Source organism: Pseudomonas sp. ZL2 (assembly GCF_054788455.1).
The window spans coordinates 20,925-37,867 of record NZ_JBGOGX010000028.1; the positions used below are offsets into that span (position 1 = coordinate 20,925).

The 16,943-nt window shown below is 64.0% G+C and carries 17 protein-coding genes; 10 read left to right on the forward strand and 7 right to left on the reverse strand.

Features of this window, described 5'->3' with window-relative positions:
• Positions 1 to 59: 59 nt before the first annotated feature.
• Together ttcA and ABM562_RS18140 are read left to right on the forward strand one after the other, a co-directional pair.
• On the forward strand, positions 60 to 884 hold the full coding sequence (gene ttcA / locus ABM562_RS18135; protein WP_115085718.1) for a tRNA 2-thiocytidine(32) synthetase TtcA: 825 nt from the start codon (positions 60 to 62) through the stop codon (positions 882 to 884).
• 5 nt (positions 885 to 889) lie between these two features.
• Positions 890 to 1,561 carry a DNA-3-methyladenine glycosylase I gene (locus ABM562_RS18140; RefSeq protein WP_258578259.1) on the forward strand — a complete coding sequence of 224 codons (672 nt, stop codon included), beginning with the start codon at positions 890 to 892 and terminating at the stop codon, positions 1,559 to 1,561.
• 81 nt (positions 1,562 to 1,642) lie between these two features.
• Here ABM562_RS18140 and ABM562_RS18145 read toward each other — a convergent pair whose 3' ends face one another.
• The 3 genes from ABM562_RS18145 to arsC are packed head-to-tail and all read right to left on the reverse strand — an operon-like array spanning position 1,643 to position 3,007.
• Complete coding sequence (locus ABM562_RS18145; protein WP_460422862.1) at positions 1,643 to 2,059, reverse strand: DUF2069 domain-containing protein; 417 nt, start codon at positions 2,057 to 2,059, stop codon at positions 1,643 to 1,645.
• The gene (gene wrbA, locus ABM562_RS18150) at positions 2,052 to 2,657 is read right to left on the reverse strand and encodes an NAD(P)H:quinone oxidoreductase (protein ID WP_233674813.1); all 606 of its coding nucleotides are present in this window, start codon (positions 2,655 to 2,657) and stop codon (positions 2,052 to 2,054) included. Before wrbA ends, ABM562_RS18145 begins: the two co-directional genes overlap by 8 nt.
• Positions 2,654 to 3,007 (reverse strand): arsenate reductase (glutaredoxin), encoded by a 354-nt coding sequence (arsC, locus tag ABM562_RS18155; RefSeq protein WP_115085722.1) that lies wholly within the window; start codon positions 3,005 to 3,007, stop codon positions 2,654 to 2,656. Before arsC ends, wrbA begins: the two co-directional genes overlap by 4 nt.
• 86 nt (positions 3,008 to 3,093) lie before the next feature.
• On the opposite strand from arsC, the gene ABM562_RS18160 reads away from it, so the two are divergent.
• The gene (locus ABM562_RS18160; RefSeq protein WP_115085723.1) at positions 3,094 to 3,558 is read left to right on the forward strand and encodes a TlpA disulfide reductase family protein; all 465 of its coding nucleotides are present in this window, start codon (positions 3,094 to 3,096) and stop codon (positions 3,556 to 3,558) included.
• Between the two features lie 99 nt (positions 3,559 to 3,657).
• Here ABM562_RS18160 and ABM562_RS18165 read toward each other — a convergent pair whose 3' ends face one another.
• The 4 genes from ABM562_RS18165 to ABM562_RS18180 form a co-directional block, all read right to left on the reverse strand.
• Positions 3,658 to 4,062, reverse strand: a complete 405-nt coding sequence (locus ABM562_RS18165; protein WP_415842500.1) for an META domain-containing protein — start codon at positions 4,060 to 4,062, stop codon at positions 3,658 to 3,660.
• Complete coding sequence (locus ABM562_RS18170) at positions 4,059 to 4,496, reverse strand: hypothetical protein (RefSeq protein WP_115085725.1); 438 nt, start codon at positions 4,494 to 4,496, stop codon at positions 4,059 to 4,061. Before ABM562_RS18170 ends, ABM562_RS18165 begins: the two co-directional genes overlap by 4 nt.
• 31 nt (positions 4,497 to 4,527) lie before the next feature.
• On the reverse strand, positions 4,528 to 5,517 hold the full coding sequence (locus tag ABM562_RS18175; RefSeq protein ID WP_460422865.1) for a 2-hydroxyacid dehydrogenase: 990 nt from the start codon (positions 5,515 to 5,517) through the stop codon (positions 4,528 to 4,530).
• A 76-nt stretch (positions 5,518 to 5,593) separates the two neighbouring features.
• Positions 5,594 to 8,347 carry a response regulator gene (locus ABM562_RS18180; protein ID WP_115085727.1) on the reverse strand — a complete coding sequence of 918 codons (2,754 nt, stop codon included), beginning with the start codon at positions 8,345 to 8,347 and terminating at the stop codon, positions 5,594 to 5,596.
• A gap of 213 nt (positions 8,348 to 8,560) precedes the next feature.
• Here ABM562_RS18180 and ABM562_RS18185 point away from each other — a divergent pair, with 213 nt between their 5' ends.
• The 7 genes from ABM562_RS18185 (at position 8,561) to ABM562_RS18215 (ending at position 16,927) form a co-directional block, all read left to right on the forward strand.
• Positions 8,561 to 9,277 carry a response regulator transcription factor gene (locus ABM562_RS18185; protein WP_460422867.1) on the forward strand — a complete coding sequence of 239 codons (717 nt, stop codon included), beginning with the start codon at positions 8,561 to 8,563 and terminating at the stop codon, positions 9,275 to 9,277.
• A complete protein-coding gene (locus ABM562_RS18190) occupies positions 9,249 to 10,619 on the forward strand; it encodes a sensor histidine kinase (RefSeq protein WP_115085729.1) in 1,371 nt (456 codons plus the stop codon). Before ABM562_RS18185 ends, ABM562_RS18190 begins: the two co-directional genes overlap by 29 nt.
• A gap of 212 nt (positions 10,620 to 10,831) precedes the next feature.
• Positions 10,832 to 11,734: a cysteine synthase CysM gene (gene cysM, locus ABM562_RS18195; RefSeq protein WP_115085730.1), complete on the forward strand. Its 903-nt coding sequence runs from the start codon at positions 10,832 to 10,834 to the stop codon at positions 11,732 to 11,734.
• On the forward strand, positions 11,734 to 13,092 hold the full coding sequence (gene rlmD / locus ABM562_RS18200) for a 23S rRNA (uracil(1939)-C(5))-methyltransferase RlmD (RefSeq protein ID WP_115085731.1): 1,359 nt from the start codon (positions 11,734 to 11,736) through the stop codon (positions 13,090 to 13,092). Before cysM ends, rlmD begins: the two co-directional genes overlap by 1 nt.
• Before the next feature lie 99 nt (positions 13,093 to 13,191).
• A complete protein-coding gene (gene relA / locus ABM562_RS18205; RefSeq protein WP_115085732.1) occupies positions 13,192 to 15,432 on the forward strand; it encodes a GTP diphosphokinase in 2,241 nt (746 codons plus the stop codon).
• A 101-nt stretch (positions 15,433 to 15,533) separates the two neighbouring features.
• Positions 15,534 to 16,364: a nucleoside triphosphate pyrophosphohydrolase gene (gene mazG / locus ABM562_RS18210; protein ID WP_460422870.1), complete on the forward strand. Its 831-nt coding sequence runs from the start codon at positions 15,534 to 15,536 to the stop codon at positions 16,362 to 16,364.
• Between the two features lie 23 nt (positions 16,365 to 16,387).
• Complete coding sequence (locus ABM562_RS18215) at positions 16,388 to 16,927, forward strand: DUF2058 domain-containing protein (protein WP_115085734.1); 540 nt, start codon at positions 16,388 to 16,390, stop codon at positions 16,925 to 16,927.
• Positions 16,928 to 16,943 lie beyond the last annotated feature (16 nt).

The following is a 16,943-nucleotide window of genomic DNA, read 5'->3' on the forward strand; positions in this document are numbered from 1 at the left end:
ACCTGCGGTTTAAGGGTAAAATGTTCGGCTTTTGTCACACCTCGCGGATTCCAAGCGCTATGGGCACCCTTTCGGTCAACCAGAACAAACTGCAAAAACGCCTGCGTCGTCTCGCCGGCGAAGCCATCACCGACTTCAACATGATCGAAGACGGTGACAAGGTCATGGTCTGCCTGTCCGGCGGCAAAGACAGCTACACCATGCTCGATGTTCTGCTGCACCTGCAGAAAGTGGCGCCGATCAAGTTCGACATCGTTGCGGTGAACATGGACCAGAAGCAGCCGGGCTTCCCCGAGCACGTGCTGCCGGCCTACCTCGAGACGCTTGGCGTCGAGTACCACATCGTCGAGAAGGACACCTACTCGGTGGTCAAGGAATTGATCCCGGAAGGCAAGACCACCTGCTCGCTGTGCTCGCGCCTGCGTCGCGGCACCCTGTACACCTTCGCCGACGAGATCGGCGCGACCAAGATGGCCCTGGGGCATCACCGCGACGACATCGTCGAGACCTTCTTCCTCAACATGTTCTTCAACGGCACCCTCAAGGCCATGCCGCCCAAGCTGCGTGCCGATGACGGGCGCAACGTGGTGATCCGCCCGCTGGCCTACTGCAGCGAGAAGGACATCCAGGCCTACTCGGACATGCGCGAATTCCCGATCATCCCGTGCAACCTCTGCGGCTCGCAGGAAAACCTGCAGCGTCAGGTGGTCAAGGACATGCTGGTGGAGTGGGAGCGCAAGACCCCGGGGCGTACCGAGAACATCTTCCGTGGCCTGCAGAACGTGGTGCCGTCGCAACTGGCTGACCGCAACCTGTTCGACTTCACCAGCCTGAAGATCGACGAGACCGCCACCCCGCGCTTTGTCGACGTGCTGAACATCTGACGGCCATGCGCGATTACCACTGGCTGCATGAGTACTGCCTGAACCGCTTCGGCTCGGCCGCCGCCCTCGAAGCGCACCTGCCCCAGGCGAAAAGCCCCGAGCAGTTGCGCGCGATCGGCGCCGACCGTTACCTGTCGACCCTGGCCCTGCGGGTGTTTCGCGCCGGTTTGAAGCACAGCCTGGTGGACGCCAAATGGCCGGCCTTCGAGCAGGTGTTCTTTGGCTTCGACCCGGAAAAGGTCGTGCTGATGGGCGCCGAGCACCTGGAGCGGCTGATGCAGGACACGCGGATCATCCGCCACCTGGGCAAGCTCAAGAGCGTGCCGCGCAATGCGCAGATGATCCTCGATATCGAGAAGGAATTCGGCAGTTTCGGTGCGTTTATCGCCGACTGGCCGGTGACCGATATCGTCGGCCTGTGGAAGTACCTGGCCAAGCATGGCAACCAGTTGGGCGGGCTGTCGGCGCCGCGCTTCTTGCGCATGTGCGGCAAGGACACCTTCATCCCCACCAATGACATGGCTGCGGCGTTGATCGCCCAGGACATCATCGACAAGCCGCCGACCAGCCAGCGCGATCTGGCCCTGGTGCAGGATGCCTTCAATCAGTGGCATGCCGAGAGTGGGCGGCCGTTGTGCCAGCTGTCGGTGATGCTGGCGCATACCGTCAACCACTGAGATCGGTGGTGCCATCATCGCTGGCAAGCCAGCTCCCACAAAACCCTGTGGGAGCTGGCTTGCCAGCGATGGATTCAACTCTTAGTTCGAACCTTCCCCCGCCAGCCGCCGCTCATACTGAAAGCGCCAGCGCACATACAGCAGGGCACTGACGAACAGCGCCAGGCTGATCGCCACTTCCAGCCAGCCGAACAGTGCCCGGGCCGGGTCGAACGCGGCCAGCACGCCCTTGATGAAGTACAGGTTGACCACAAAGCAGGTCCAGGCGTGGGCGCGGGCGTTGCCCAGGAGCATGCCTGGCAACAGCAGGACCAGCGGCACCAGTTCAATCGCCAGGATCACCCCGACCCGCGCACCGTGCAGGTCGGCGAACAGCAGGTTGTTCAGGGTCAGCAAGGCGATCAGGCCGAAAAAGCTCGCCAGGCTCAGCGCCCGGGTCAGGCGCAGGCGCGGCGTCAGCCATTCGATCGGGGGCAGCACCTTGGGCTTTTTAGCCACGGCCGTTCTCCAGCAGGTTGGCGGTGCTCGCCAGGCGCTGGCCAAGGGCGCGGCACAGGGCGATTTCGTCGGCATCCAGATCGCGCTTGCCGTCGGCACCGGCATGGTGGCTGGCGCCGTAAGGGGTGCCGCCGCCGCGGGTTTCCAGCAGCGCCGACTCGCTGTAGGGCAGGCCCATGATCAGCATGCCGTGGTGCATCAGCGGCAGCAGCATCGACAGCAGGGTCGATTCCTGGCCGCCATGCAGGCTGGCGGTGGAGGTGAATGCCGCCGCCGGCTTGCCGACCAGGCCGCCGCTCAGCCACAGGCTGCTGGTGCCGTCGATGAAGTACTTGAGCGGCGCGGCCATGTTGCCAAAGCGCGTCGGGCTGCCCAGGGCCAGGCCCGAGCAATGGCGCAGGTCGTCCAGGGTAGCGTACAGCGCGCCGGTATCGGGGATGTCCGGGGCTACCGCTTCGCACTCGGTGGAAATCGCCGGTACGGTGCGGATGCGCGCTTCCAGGCCGGCCATCTCGACGCCGCGGGCAATTTGCCGGGCCATCTCGCTGGTCGAGCCGTGACGGCTGTAGAACAGGATCAGGATGTACGGCGCGCTCACGGCAGGATCTCCAGCACCTTCTCCGGTGGCCGGCCGATCACGGCTTTATCGCCGGCAATCAGGATTGGCCGCTCGATCAGCTTGGGGTGCTGGACCATGGCTTCGATCAACTGCGCCTCGCTGAGGCTGGCGTCGGCCAGGTTGAGCGTTTTGTATTCGTCTTCACCGCTGCGCAGCAGCTGGCGTGCACTGATGTTCAGCTTGCCGAGCAGGGCCTTGAGTTCGCTGGCAGTCGGCGGGGTTTCCAGGTAGCGCACCACGGTCGGGGCCAGGCCGCGGGCTTCGAGCAGCTCGAGGGCGCCACGGGATTTGGAGCAGCGCGGATTGTGATAGAGGGTCAGGTCAGTCATGTTCGGGTCGCATCCAGCAGGGTGTGGCGGCTATTCTAACCGCAGCGACTTCGCATTTTGCTTGAATCTTCGAGAAGGATTGACCCATGACAAGGCGTTTGGCAGCAGCACTGGCCATCACCGCGAGCCTGTTGCTCGGCGGATGCGGTGCAGATTACGGTCTGGACCAGCACGGCCAGGCAGTGAAGGCCGAGCAGATTGAAGGGCACTGGCTGGTGCTCAACTACTGGGCGGAATGGTGCGGCCCGTGCCGCATAGAAATTCCCGAACTCAACGCTGCTGCCAAGCAATGGCAGGGGCAGGGCGTGCAGGTGCTCGGGGTGAACTTCGACGGCCTGCAGGGAGAAGACCTGAAAAAGGCCAGCGAAGCGCTGGGCATCGGCTTCACGGTGCTGGCCAGCGACCCGGCCGAGCGTTACCAACTGCCGCGTAGTGAAGCCTTGCCGGTGACCTACATCATCGATGACAAGGGCAAGGTAAGGGAGCAGTTGATGGGCGAGCAGACGCTTGAGGGGTTGAACCAGAAGATCAAGGCGCTCAAGGGCGCTTGACAGCAGATTCAAGCTACAAGCGACAAGCTGCAAGATAGAGCAAGACCGCGCACAGTCTGCTTTTACTTGCTGCTTGAAGCTTGTGGCTTGCCGCTTAAGTCAGCCTTCCTCAGGCCAGAAACGCAGCGGCTTGCCCTCGGCCGGCCAGAAGCGCACCTGCTCGATCGGCGAGATATCCCAACGCTGCACGGTTTCCAGCGCCTGGAGGAAGCGTTTTTCCTGCTCCATCAGCGCTGGCGCGCACAGCTTGCGGGTACTGCCGACCTTGCCGAAGGTCAGCTTGTCGCCGTCCAGCTGGTAAGGCGCGAACCAGTGGTTGCAGCCGGCGTTGCCATAGGCGCGGCCGTCGGTGGCCAGGGTCAGGGTCAGGTGGCTGTAGTCCATTAGCGGACGCTCGCCAATCCACTCCAGCAGGTAGCTGCGTTCCTGTTCCAGCTTCATCGGCTCGGCGGCGCAACCCAGCAGGGCCGTGCCGGTCAGGGCTGAGAGCAACAGCGTTTTCACTGGGCCGTCTCCTTGCATTTCGGGCACAGGTGTTTGTCGCCGCGGCTGATCCAGCCGAGTTCGGCGATGCGCGCAGTGGCGGCCGGTTGCTGGGCTTTTTTGCCCAGTTTGGCGTCGACCGCGAACTCGAAGTTCAGGGTTGCCTGGCAGCTATCGCAGTTGACGTCCCAGGTATGGATCGCCAGCTCGCCGAACACCGGGCCACTGGCCACCGCGACCCATTGGCCGGTCGGGTTGATCAGGTGGCGCACGGATTCCACGGTCAGGCGCATGGACAAATCCTTGCTGCCCTTGAGGGTCACCAGCAGAACGTCGTTCTTCTGGATCGAGCCGCCGTTGCCGGTCACTTGATAGCGGCCCGGCACCAGGGCGCGGCACTCGATCAGGGTGTGTTGCGGGTTAAACAGGGTGTAGCGGAAATCGTGTTCGACCATGGGTCCTCCAAATCTGCCGCGTATCCTAGCATCAACCCTCGACCAAGTTCTGCGGATTGCCCGCCGCCCAGCGGGTTATGTTGTCCAGGGTGGTGGCGGCAATGGCAGCCAGCGCCTCGCGGGTGAGGAAGGCCTGGTGGGCGGTGACGATCACATTGGGGAAGGTCAGCAGCCGCGCCAGCACGTCGTCCTGCAATGGCAGGTCGGAGCGGTCTTCGAAGAACAGCTGGGCTTCCTCTTCATAGACATCCAGCCCCAGGTAGCCGAGCTGGCCGCTTTTCAGCGCCTCGATCAGCGCCGGGGTGTCGACCAGGGCGCCGCGGCCGGTGTTGATCAGCATGGCACCGGGTTGCAGGTCGGCAAGGCTCTGGGCGTTGATCAGGTGACGGGTGTCGTCGGTCAGCGGGCAGTGCAGGCTGATGACCTGCGCCTGGCGTAGCAGCTCCGGCAGGCTCAGATAGCGCGCGCCCAGCGCCAGCAGTTCGGGATTGGGGTAGGGGTCGTAGGCCAGCAGCTGGCAACCGAAACCGGCCATGATCCGCGCAAAGGCCGCGCCTATCTGCCCGGTGCCGACCACGCCGACGGTCTTGCCGTGCAGGTCGAAGCCGGTCAGGCCGTGCAGGGTGAAGTCGCCTTCGCGGGTGCGGTTGTAGGCCCGGTGCAGGCGCCGGTTGAGCGCCAGGATCAGCGCCACCGCATGTTCGGCCACGGCGTGGGGCGAGTAGGCGGGCACCCGCACCACGGCCAGGCCCAGGCGTTTGGCGGCGGCCAGGTCGACATGGTTGTAACCGGCCGAACGCAGGGCGATCAAGCGCGTGCCGGCCGCCGCCAGGCGTTCCAGTACGCCAGCACCGAGGTCGTCGTTGATGAAAGCGCAGACCACTTCATGGCCGGCGGCCAGCGCTGCGGTGTCTGCGGTCAGGCGTGCAGGCTGGAAGTGCAGCTCAAGCCCCAGCACGGCTGTGGTGCTGGTGAAGCTGTCCTGGTCGTAGGCCTGGCTGCTGAAAAACAATACGCGCATGGGATCTTCCTGAAGGCTTTGCCTGAAAGTTTAACCAAGGGGCAAGGATTAAGGCTTGCCCCAGGTCAGCCAGGGTTCAGGCGCTCATCCGCGCCTGGGCCGTGAGCCGGGTGATGGCCCGGTCCAGTTCGTCGAGGGCTTGCGGCGCTTGCGGGTCATCCTGCTTGAGCAAGGTTTCACTGCGTTGGCAGGCAGCACGCAATTGTGGCACCCCGCAATAGCGCGAGGCGCCATTGAGCCGGTGCACGCGCTCGATCATGCCATTGCGGTCAGCGACCTCGCGGGCCGCACGAATCGCTTCGCGGTCGGACTCCAGCGACGCCAGCAGCATGGCCAGCATGTCGGCGGCCAGGTCCGGCTTGCCGGCTGCCAGGCGCAAGCCTTCCTCCGGGTCGAGCACCTTGAGTTCGCTGCTGTCCGGCGTGGATTCCAGCGAGCGTTCCTGGCGCGGTGCGCCCAGGGCCAGGCCGGTCCATTTGAGCACCACCTGGGCCAGTTGCCGTTCGCTGATCGGCTTGGTCAGGTAGTCATCCATGCCGCTGTGCAGCAGGGCGCGTTTTTCGTTGGCCATGGCGTGGGCGGTGAGGGCGACGATCGGCAGGGGCGCGCCGCTCTGGCTGCTTTCCCACTGGCGGATCTGTTCGGTACATTCGCGCCCGTCCATGCCGGGCATCTGCACGTCCATCAGCACCAGGTCGAAACGCTCGTCCTGCACCGCCTGAACCGCCGCATAACCGCTGTCGACCGCCAGCACTTCGGCACCGAGGTCTTCCAGCAGGGTTTGTACCAGCAGCAGGTTGGCCGGATTGTCGTCGACGCACAGCACCTTTGGCAACGGCTGGTCGGACACCGGCTTGCTCTCGCTGCCCGGACGCCGCGGCTGGACCATCTCGACCAGCGCCCGGCGCAGCTTGCGCGTGCACGCAGGCTTGGCCTGCAATTGGCCGTGGGCGTTGGGCAGGTACGGATGATAGAGCGCCTGTTCGGTGGTCGGGCACAGCACCAGAGCCTGGCAGGCCAGGTGCTCCAGTTGCTGGATGTACTGGCCGAGGCGTTCCGGCGAGACGCTGTCGAGGTTGACCCCGAGCACCGCCAGCTCGAAGGGTTGCCCGGCCAGGGTGGCGGCTTCGACCGCGTGCAGCAATTGTTCGACGGTGGCGAACAGGCTGACGCTCAGGCCGCAGTCTTCCAGTTGATGCTCCAGGGCCTGACGTGCCAGTTCGTGGCTGTCGACAATCGCAACCCGGCGGCCCACCAGCGGTTGCATGGGCAGGTCTTCGGCATCGTCGCGGGCCTTGGGCAGGCTCAGGCTGACCCAGAACTGCGAACCTTCGCCGGGGGTGCTGTCGACGCCGATCTCGCCGCCCATCTGTTCGATCAGGCGCTTGGAAATTACCAGGCCCAGACCGGTGCCGCCGGGCTGGCGCGACAACGAGTTGTCGGCCTGGCTGAAGGCCTGGAACAGCGCCCGCACATCCTGGCTGGACAGGCCGATACCGGTGTCCTGAACGCTGATGCGCAGTTGCACGCTGTCTTCACGTTCCTCTTCGAGCATGGCCCGGGCAACGATGGTGCCTTCGCGGGTGAACTTGATGGCGTTGCTGACCAGGTTGGTGAGGATCTGCTTGAGCCGCAGCGGGTCGCCGACCAGCGACAGCGGCGTATCGCGATACACCAGGCTGACCAGCTCCAGCTGTTTGGCATGGGCGGCCGGGGCGAGGATGGTCAGGGTGTCCTGGATCAGGTCGCGGAGGTTGAACGGGATACTGTCGAGCACCAGCTTGCCGGCCTCGATCTTGGAGAAGTCGAGGATCTCGTTGATGATTCCCAGGAGGCTGCCGGCGGACTTTTCGATGGTGCCCAGGTAGTCGAGCTGGCGCGGGGTCAGTTCGCTTTTTTGCAGCAGATGAGTGAAGCCGAGGATGCCGTTTAGCGGCGTACGGATCTCGTGGCTCATGTTGGCGAGGAACTCGGACTTGATCCGGCTGGCCTCCAGGGCTTCCTTGCGCGCCATGTCCAGCTCGATGTTCTGGATCTCGATGGTTTCCAGGTTCTGGCGTACGTCTTCGGTGGCCTGGTCGATACTGTGCTGCAGTTCTTCATGGGCGTTGTGCAGGGTTTCGGCCATGCGGTTGATGCCCGCAGCCAGCTCGTCCAGTTCGTAACTGCCCATTTGCGGCAGGCGTTCTTCCAGGTTGCCATCTTTTAACTGGGTGACGGCGTATTTGATCTGGCCGATCGGGCCGTTGATCGTGCGGCTCATGCGCAAGGCCAGCAGGGCAGTGGCGGCCAGCCCCAGCAGGATCAGCAGCAGGCTGGTGAACAGGCTGCGATAGCCGCGCAGCAGGGTGCCGTCGTGGGACAGCTCGATTTCCACCCAGCCGAGCAGGCGGTCGGCTTCACCTGGGATCAGCTCGCCGGCCAGGTCGCGGTGGCGGCCGAACACCGGCAGCAGGTAACGGGTGGCGTCATTGCCGGTGCGTTGCAGCAACTGCGTGCCACCGCCGGTGGGCGCCTGGTTGAGCATGCTCGGGCCGGCGTGGGCCAGGGCGTTGCGGTCGGGGCCGAGGAAGGCCACGGCACGCACGTCGGACTGCTCCAGGGCCTGGGCGGCGATACGCTCCAGCTGCGCCGGGTCGTGCCGCGCCAGGGCTGGCGCCACCAGCGGGGCCAGCTGCTCGGCAATCATCTTGCCGCGTTGCAGCAGTTGGGTCTGCAGCTCGCTCTGCTGCAACCAGGTGAAGTAGCCGCCCAGTACCAGCGCCATCAGGCCGGCTGGTAACAAGGCGAGCAACAGCACGCGGCTTCTGATGCCCAATCTATTCAGCACGCCACTCTCCTGTGCCCGGTAAGCGCTGTAAGCCTCCGCCAGCTCCTGCTGACGGACCAAGTCGGAAAAGTACCGCGCCTACTCGCGTAATGCACTCATTTGTATCTGCTTTTGTCGATTGCCAACTATAACCGGGGCTTTGGTCCAGCCCTGGTTGCCTGCACGCAGTGAATAACCAATAATCGCGTGATTGAGAATTGCTAGCATCGGCCAATGACTCCTGTATCTATTAGCACCTCCAACATCCTTGCCATCGAGGACGATCCGGTCCTGGGTGCGTACCTGCGTGAGGAGCTGCAACGCGGCGGCTTCAAGGTCACCTGGTGCCAGAATGGCCGCGATGGCCTGCAGGTCGCGCAAAACAGCTGCTTTGACGTGGTGCTGATGGACATCCTGCTGCCCGGCCTCAACGGCCTGGATGTGCTGGCGCAGCTGCGCCAGAGCAGCTCGACGCCGGTGATCCTGATGTCTGCGCTGGGCGCCGAGGCCGACCGCATCACCGGCTTCCAGCGCGGTGCCGATGACTACCTGCCCAAGCCCTTCAGCATGATCGAGCTGCAGGTGCGCATCGAGGCGATCCTGCGCCGGGTGGCGCTGGAGCGGCGCCATCAACAACCCGTACAGGTACAGACCGGGGAACTGCGCTTCGATGAAGAGGCGTGCGATGTCTGTTATGGCGAGCAGTGGGCGGGGCTGACCCTCAGCGAGTACCGCCTGCTCGACACCCTGCACCGCAGCGATGAAGAGGTGCTGAGCAAGGCCTTCCTTTACCAGCAAGTGTTGCAGCGCGGCTATGCCCGCCACGATCGCAGCCTGGACATGCATGTCAGCCAGATCCGCCGCAAGCTCAAGGCCATCGGTTACCTCGAACGCGAGGTGCGTACGGTGTGGGGCAAGGGTTATGTGCTTAGCGGCGCCGAGGTCAACTGAAGTGCCGAACCGTCATTCATTGTTCTGGAAACTGGCCATCCTGCTGGTCGGCTTCTGCCTGTTGATGATCGGCCTGAGCTGGACCTGGGGCCGGCATATGGAAACCCAGAATGCCTTTCTGTCCGAGGTGGCCAAAACCACCCTGCAAGGCTATGCCGGCGAGGCCGAGCAGGCCTGGTCGCGAGGAGGGCAGGCAGGTATCGACGCCTGGCTGGCGGCAGTTCGCGAACAGGAGCCCGGCTGGGTCGGGGTGATAGGCCCGGACCTGCAGTCGTTGAGCAGCACGCCGCTCAACGAGGTTGAAAGCCGGCGCCTGACCTTCCTGCGCGGAATCGACTGGCCGGTGAGCCCGCGCTCGATCGGCATGCCGTGGATGCGCTTGCCTTTCCCGCAGCAGCCGCACCTGGGCACCCTGGTCATGGAGCTGCCGCAACGTCTGGCGCCGGGGCAGTACCGGGTACTGTGGCGAGTAGTGACCAACGGCATCATCCCCGGGCTGTTTACCTTGCTGCTATGTGTCGGCCTGTACCGCATGCTGATTGTGCCGTTGATCCAGTTGCGAGAGCAGGCCAATGCCTGGCGCGCCGATCAGCTCTCGGCACGGGTCGCCAGCAGCACCACCAGCCGCCAGGACGAACTGGGCGAGCTGGGCCGCGCCTTCGATGACATGGCCGAACGCCTGCAGGGCACGGTGGCCCTGCAACAGCAGCTGTTGCGCGACCTTTCCCACGAACTGCGCACGCCCTTGAGCCGCTTGCGCGTGGCTTGCGACAGCGAGGCTGATGCCGGCCAGCTGCGCGAGCGCCTGGGCCGCGAAATCGACTGCATGCAGCGCCTGGTCGAGGATGCACTGCAGCTGGCCTGGCTCGACACCGAGCGGGCGCCGATGAGCAAGGAGCCGATCCAGGTCCAGGCTCTGTGGGAGATGCTGGCTGAGGATGCCTGCTACGAAAGTGCCTGGCCCGGGGCGCAACTGCACTGTGCGCTGGACGCCTCGTGCTGGGTGCAGGGTAACCTCAACAGCCTGGCCCAGGCCCTGGAAAACATTTTGCGTAATGCCATTCGGCATTCGTCAGCCGGTGGCGTGATTCGCCTGGACGGGCGGCGTCAGGGCGATGACTGGCTGATCTGGCTGGAAGACCAGGGCGGTGGGGTAGCGGAAAGTGAGCTTGAGCGTATTTTCGCGCCCTTTACCCGGCTGGACGGTTCGCGCCCGGGCGATGGTGGCTTTGGGCTGGGCCTGAGCATTGCCCGCAATGCCATCGTCCGCCAGGGCGGGCGTCTGTGGGCGCAAAACACCGGCCAGGGCCTGCGGCTGAACATGCAACTGCCGGCGGTGTGATCCTGGGGCCGCTTCGCGGCCCATCGCCGGCAAGTCCGGCTCCCACAGGTACTAGGTGCATGCAAATCCACTGTGGGAGCTGGCTTGCCAGCGAGAGGGCCGTAAACTCTTGCTTATAGCTTGCAGCTATAACCCCAACACATTGCGTGATATGGGCAAATCCCGTTTGCCGGTATGATAGGCGCCCCCGCAGTCTGGATTGCGAATACGCCATGACCTTGCAGTACCCAACCATCGCCGATTGCGTCGGCAACACGCCTCTGGTCCGCCTGCAGCGCATTGCCGGCGAAACCAGCAATACCCTCCTGCTCAAGCTCGAAGGCAACAACCCGGCAGGCTCGGTCAAGGACCGGCCGGCGCTGTCGATGATCACCCGCGCCGAACTGCGTGGGCAGATCAAGTCGGGTGACACCCTGATCGAAGCGACCTCGGGCAACACCGGCATCGCTCTGGCCATGGCGGCGGCGATCAAGGGTTACAAGATGATCCTGATCATGCCCGACAATTCCAGTGCCGAGCGCAAGGCGGCGATGACCGCCTACGGTGCCGAACTGATCCTGGTCAGCAAGGAAGAGGGCATGGAAGGTGCCCGCGACCTGGCCGACCGCCTGCAGGCCGAAGGCCGTGGACTGGTGCTTGACCAGTTCGGCAATGTCGACAACCCTGAAGCCCACTATGTGAGCACCGGCCCGGAAATCTGGCGCCAGACCCAGGGCACCATTACCCATTTCATCAGCTCCATGGGCACGACCGGCACCATCATGGGCTGCTCGCGCTACCTCAAGGAGCAGAACCCGGCGGTGCAGATCGTCGGCCTGCAGCCGATGGAAGGCTCGGCCATCCCCGGCATCCGCCGCTGGCCGCAGGAATACCTGCCGAAGATCTACCAGTCCGAGCGCGTTGACCGCGTGGTCGACATGGCCCAGAGCGAAGCCGAAGAAACCACCCGCCGGTTAGCCCGCGAAGAGGGCATTTTCTGTGGCGTGTCCTCCGGTGGTGCAGTGGCAGCCATGCTGCGCCTGTCCCGCGAGCTGGAAAACGCCGTGATGGTGGCGATCATTTGCGACCGTGGCGACCGTTACCTGTCGACCGGCATTTTCGATTCAGTGAACTGATGTCCAAGAACAAACGTAACAGCGGCCTGCGCTTTCAGCCGGCCGGTGGCACCCGTGCGCCACAGATCCCCACCGGCAAGAAACAGCGCCTGAGCATCGAGCGCCTCGCTGGCGACGGCCGTGGCATTGCCTTTCTCGACGGTCGCACCTGGTTCGTCAGTGGCGCCCTGGCCGAGGAAGAGGTCGAAGCGCGGGTACTCAATACCCACGGCAAGGTGGTCGAGGCCCGCCTGGAGCGGGTGTTCAATGCCAGCCCGGCGCGCCGCGAGGCCCCGTGCAAGCACTTCGACCGCTGTGGCGGCTGCAACCTGCAGCACTTGCCTCATGCCGATCAACTGGCGCTCAAGCAACGCCTGCTGGCCGAACAGTTGCAGCGGGTCGCGGGCGTGCAGCCCGAGCACTGGGCTGCGCCGCTGACCGGGCCGGAGTTCGGCTACCGGCGCCGGGCACGGGTTGCGGTGCGTTGGGACAACAAGGCGAAACATCTCGACGTCGGATTTCGCGCCGAAGCCAGCCAGGACATCGTCGCCATCGACGACTGCCCGGTGCTGGTACAACCCTTGCAGTCGATCATGCGTCACCTGCCCACGCTCTTGCGCAGCTTGAGCAAACCGCAGGTGGTTGGCCACGTCGAGCTGTTCAGCGGTACCGCGCTGGCGCTGCTGTTGCGTCATACCGGGCCCTTGGGGGACGGCGACCTGGCGCGCCTGCAGGCGTTCTGCGCGCAGGCGGGTGTACAGCTGTGGTTACAAGGCGAGGGTGAACCTTCACCGGTGGATGCGGGTCAGAGCCTCGGTTTTCGTCTTGAACCCTGGAACCTTGAATTGGCGTACCGGCCCGGCGATTTCGTTCAGGTCAACGCCCAGGTCAACACCGCGATGATCGAGCAGGCCTTGGCCTGGTTGGCGCCGCAAGCCGATGAACGCGTGCTCGACCTGTTCTGCGGTCTGGGCAACTTTGCCCTGCCGCTGGCCCGGCAGGCGCGGGAAGTGGTGGCGGTGGAAGGGGTGCAGGCGATGGTCGAGCGGGCGGCAGCCAATGCTCGTAGCAACAATTTGCATAACACGCAGTTTTTTCAGGCCGATTTATCGCAGCCTTTGGCGGCGTCGGGCTGGGCCGCAGGAGGCTTTTCTGCGGTACTCTTGGACCCACCGCGTGACGGTGCATTCGAGGTTGTGCGAAAAATCGCAGACCTCGGCGCAAAACGTCTTGTTTATGTATCGTGCAACCCGGCGACCCTGGCCCGCGACACCGTCGAACTGGTCAGGCAGGGTTACCGGTTAAAAAGTGCCGGGATTCTCGACATGTTTCCTCAGACGGCGCATGTCGAAGCCATGGCGTTATTCGAAGCGGGTTAGCCAGGCTGACGCGTTCGGCGCTGCACCTTGGGTCCGGCAGGGGCAGCACCAGTGATTTCAAGCGCATCGCGAATGCGCTGTAGGGAAAGGTAAACAAAGATGGTACAGGTGAGAGTGCACCAGCCGGTCAACACCGACGGCAGTATCAATCTCGAAGCATGGCTGGATCATGTGGTGAGCGTCGACCTGGCGCTGGACCGGGAGGCCCTCAAGGCCGCTTGCGAGTTCGCCCAGGACATCGAGAAGAAGGGCAACCCGGCCAAGCATTCCTGGGCCGATGGTACGTCGAGTTTCCAGGCCGGCCTGGAAATCGCCGAAATCCTTGCCGACCTCAAGCTCGACCAGGACTCGCTGGTCGCCGCGGTCATCTACCGCGCCGTACGCGAAGGCAAGGTGACCCTGGCTGAAGTCGGCCAGCGCTTTGGCCCGGTAGTCTCCAAGCTGATCGACGGCGTGCTGCGCATGGCCGCCATCAGCGCCAGCCTCAGCCCGCGCCAGTCGCTGGTGCTGGGCTCGCAGGCGCAGGTCGAGAACCTGCGCAAGATGCTCGTGGCCATGGTTGACGACGTCCGTGTGGCGCTGATCAAGCTGGCCGAACGCACCTGCGCGATTCGCGCGGTCAAGGGCGCCGACGACGAGAAACGCAACCGCGTCGCCCGCGAAGTGTTCGATATCTATGCGCCGCTGGCCCACCGCCTGGGCATCGGTCATATCAAGTGGGAGCTGGAAGACCTGTCCTTCCGCTACCTCGAACCCGATCAGTACAAGCAGATCGCCAAGCTTCTGCACGAGCGCCGGCTGGACCGCGAGCGCTTCATCAGCGACGTGATGAACCAGCTGCAGAACGAGCTGCTGGCCACCGGGGTCAACGCCGACATCAGCGGTCGGGCCAAGCACATCTATTCGATCTGGCGCAAAATGCAGCGCAAGGGTCTGGAATTCAGCCAGATCTACGACGTGCGCGCGGTGCGCGTGCTGGTCCCGGAAATGCGCGACTGCTACACCGCGCTGGGCATCGTGCACACCCTGTGGCGGCATATCCCCAAAGAGTTCGACGACTACATCGCCAACCCCAAGGAAAACGGCTACCGCTCGTTGCACACGGCGGTGATCGGTCCGGAGGGCAAGGTCCTCGAGGTGCAGATCCGCACCCACGCCATGCACGAAGAGGCCGAGCTCGGCGTCTGCGCGCACTGGCGCTACAAGGGCACCGACGTCAAATCCAGCTCTAACCACTACGAAGAGAAAATCTCCTGGTTGCGCCAGGTGCTGGAATGGCACGAAGAGCTGGGCGATATCGGTGGCCTGGCCGAACAGCTGCGGGTCGATATCGAGCCGGACCGGGTCTATGTGTTCACCCCGGATGGTCACGCCATCGACCTGCCCAAGGGCGCCACGCCGCTGGACTTCGCCTACCGGGTGCACACCGAGATCGGCCACAACTGCCGCGGGGCGAAGATCAACGGCCGTATCGTGCCGCTCAACTACAGCCTGCAGACCGGTGAGCAGGTCGAGATCATCACCAGCAAGCACGGCAACCCCAGCCGCGACTGGCTGAACTCGAACCTGGGCTACGTCACCACCTCGCGGGCGCGGGCGAAGATCGTCCACTGGTTCAAGCTGCAGGCTCGCGACCAGAACGTCGCCGCCGGCAAGACCCTGCTCGAACGCGAACTCAACCGCCTGGGCTTGCCGCAGGTCGACTTCGAACGCCTGGCGGAAAAAGCCAACCTGCGCGCTGCCGAGGACATGTTCGCCTCGCTGGGTGCCGGTGACCTGCGCCTGGCGCATCTGGTCAACGCCGCGCAGCAACTGGTGGAGCCGGAGCGCAGCGATCATGTCGAGTTGGTACCGCGCAAGGCTACCGGCTACAAGCCGGGCAAGCGTGGCGACATTCAGATCCAGGGCGTCGGCAACCTGCTCACGCAGATGGCCGGTTGCTGCCAGCCGCTGCCGGGCGATGCGATCGTCGGTTACATCACCCAGGGCCGCGGCGTCACCATCCACCGCCAGGACTGCGCCTCGGTGCTGCAACTGGCCGGGCGCGAGCCGGAGCGGATCATCCAGGTCAGCTGGGGCCCGGTGCCGGTACAGACCTATCCGGTGGATATCATCATCCGTGCCTACGACCGTCCGGGCTTGCTGCGAGACGTCTCCCAGGTCTTGCTCAACGAGCGGATCAACGTGCTGGCGGTCAACACCCGCTCGAACAAGGAAGACAACACCGCATTGATGTCGCTGACCATCGAGATTCCTGGCCTGGATGCCCTCGGGCGCTTGCTGGGGCGGATTTCGCAACTGCCGAACATCATCGAGACGCGGCGTAACCGTACGCCTTGAGGCCCTATCGCCGGCAAGCCGGCTCCCACAGGAAACAGGTTGCTCCGATCCTGTGGGAGCTGGCTTGCCAGCGATGAGGCCAGACCTGAGAGAGCCTTTTGATGTACATCCTAGACGACCTGCTCCACCTCATGGCCCGCCTGCGCGACCCGCAGTATGGCTGCCCGTGGGACCTCAAGCAGACCTACGCGACCATCGTCCCCTACACCCTCGAAGAAGCCTACGAAGTCGCCGACGCCATCGAGCGCAGCGACTTCGAGCACTTGCAGGGCGAACTCGGTGACCTGCTGTTCCAGGTGGTTTACTACAGCCAGTTGGCGCGCGAAGAAGGCCGTTTCGAATTCGACGGCGTGGTCGACAGCATCACCCGCAAGCTGATCCGCCGTCACCCGCATGTGTTCCCCACCGGCGAGCTCTACGCCGCGCTCGACACACCCAAGCTCGACGAAACCCAGGTCAAGCAGCGCTGGGACGAGATCAAGGCCCAGGAGCGCGCCGAGAAGGGCGAGCCCGAGCAGTTGTCGTTGCTCGATGATGTGCCGGCAGCGTTGCCGGCCTTGTCGCGGGCGGCCAAACTGCAAAAGCGCGCGGCCCGGGTCGGTTTCGACTGGCCGGATGCCTTGCCGGTGCTGGACAAGGTCCGCGAAGAGCTCGATGAAGTGCTCCAGGCCATGGCCGACGATGACAGCGTGGCCCTGGCTGACGAGCTCGGTGACCTGCTGTTTGCCGCAGTGAATCTGGCCCGGCACCTGAAGGTCGACCCGGAAAACGCCCTGCGCGGGGCCAACAGAAAGTTTGAGCGACGTTTCCGTTTTATCGAACAGGCATTGCGCGACATAGGCCGTCCGATTGAAGATTGCACCCTCGAAGACATGGATGCGCTCTGGGGCGAAGCCAAACGTCAGGAAAAGAACCTGCCCAGCTGCGGCTGAGCTGTTGCATAAGTGAGTGAACGATGAGCCTTTCCCTTCGCGACCAATTGCTCAAGGCCGGTCTGGTCAACCAGAAACAGGTCAAGCAGGTCAGTAAAGAACAGAAGAAACAAAAGCGCCTGGAGCACAAAGGCCAGGTCGAGGTCGACGATACCCAGCAGCGGCTGGCCAAGGAAGCCATGGCCGAGAAGGCCAAGCGCGACCAGGAGCTCAACCGCCAGCAGCAGGAGAAGGCCGAGCAGAAGGCCCGCGCCGCCCAGGTCAAGCAATTGATCGAGGTCTCGCGCCTGCCCAAGCTGACCACCGAGGACTACTACAACTTCGTCGACGACAAGAAGGTCAAGCGCCTGTCGGTCAACGCCCTGATGCGCAGCAAGCTGAGCAGTGGTTCGCTGGCCATCGTTGCCCATGGAGGCGGTTACGAGGTGATCCCCCGTGAGGCGGCGCTGAAGATCCAGGAGCGCGACCCGCAGCGTATCGTCCTGCTCAACACCCAGGTTGAAGAGCCGGATGCCGACGATCCGTACGCGGCCTACGTGATCCCTGACGATCTGATGTGGTAATGACGACAAACCCCGC

Bases quoted from the DNA above. Each gene is read 5' to 3' on its own strand.
- ttcA (WP_115085718.1), top strand. From the start codon at position 60: ATGGGCACCCTTTCGGTCAACCAGAACAAACTGCAAAAACGCCTGCGT.
- ABM562_RS18140 (WP_258578259.1), top strand. From the start codon at position 890: ATGCGCGATTACCACTGGCTGCATGAGTACTGCCTGAACCGCTTCGGC.
- arsC (WP_115085722.1), bottom strand. From the start codon at position 3,007: ATGACTGACCTGACCCTCTATCACAATCCGCGCTGCTCCAAATCCCGT.
- ABM562_RS18160 (WP_115085723.1), top strand. From the start codon at position 3,094: ATGACAAGGCGTTTGGCAGCAGCACTGGCCATCACCGCGAGCCTGTTG.
- ABM562_RS18170 (WP_115085725.1), bottom strand. From the start codon at position 4,496: ATGGTCGAACACGATTTCCGCTACACCCTGTTTAACCCGCAACACACC.
- ABM562_RS18175 (WP_460422865.1), bottom strand. From the start codon at position 5,517: ATGCGCGTATTGTTTTTCAGCAGCCAGGCCTACGACCAGGACAGCTTC.
- ABM562_RS18185 (WP_460422867.1), top strand. From the start codon at position 8,561: ATGACTCCTGTATCTATTAGCACCTCCAACATCCTTGCCATCGAGGAC.
- ABM562_RS18190 (WP_115085729.1), top strand. From the start codon at position 9,249: ATGTGCTTAGCGGCGCCGAGGTCAACTGAAGTGCCGAACCGTCATTCA.
- cysM (WP_115085730.1), top strand. From the start codon at position 10,832: ATGACCTTGCAGTACCCAACCATCGCCGATTGCGTCGGCAACACGCCT.
- rlmD (WP_115085731.1), top strand. From the start codon at position 11,734: ATGTCCAAGAACAAACGTAACAGCGGCCTGCGCTTTCAGCCGGCCGGT.
- relA (WP_115085732.1), top strand. From the start codon at position 13,192: ATGGTACAGGTGAGAGTGCACCAGCCGGTCAACACCGACGGCAGTATC.
- mazG (WP_460422870.1), top strand. From the start codon at position 15,534: ATGTACATCCTAGACGACCTGCTCCACCTCATGGCCCGCCTGCGCGAC.
- ABM562_RS18215 (WP_115085734.1), top strand. From the start codon at position 16,388: ATGAGCCTTTCCCTTCGCGACCAATTGCTCAAGGCCGGTCTGGTCAAC.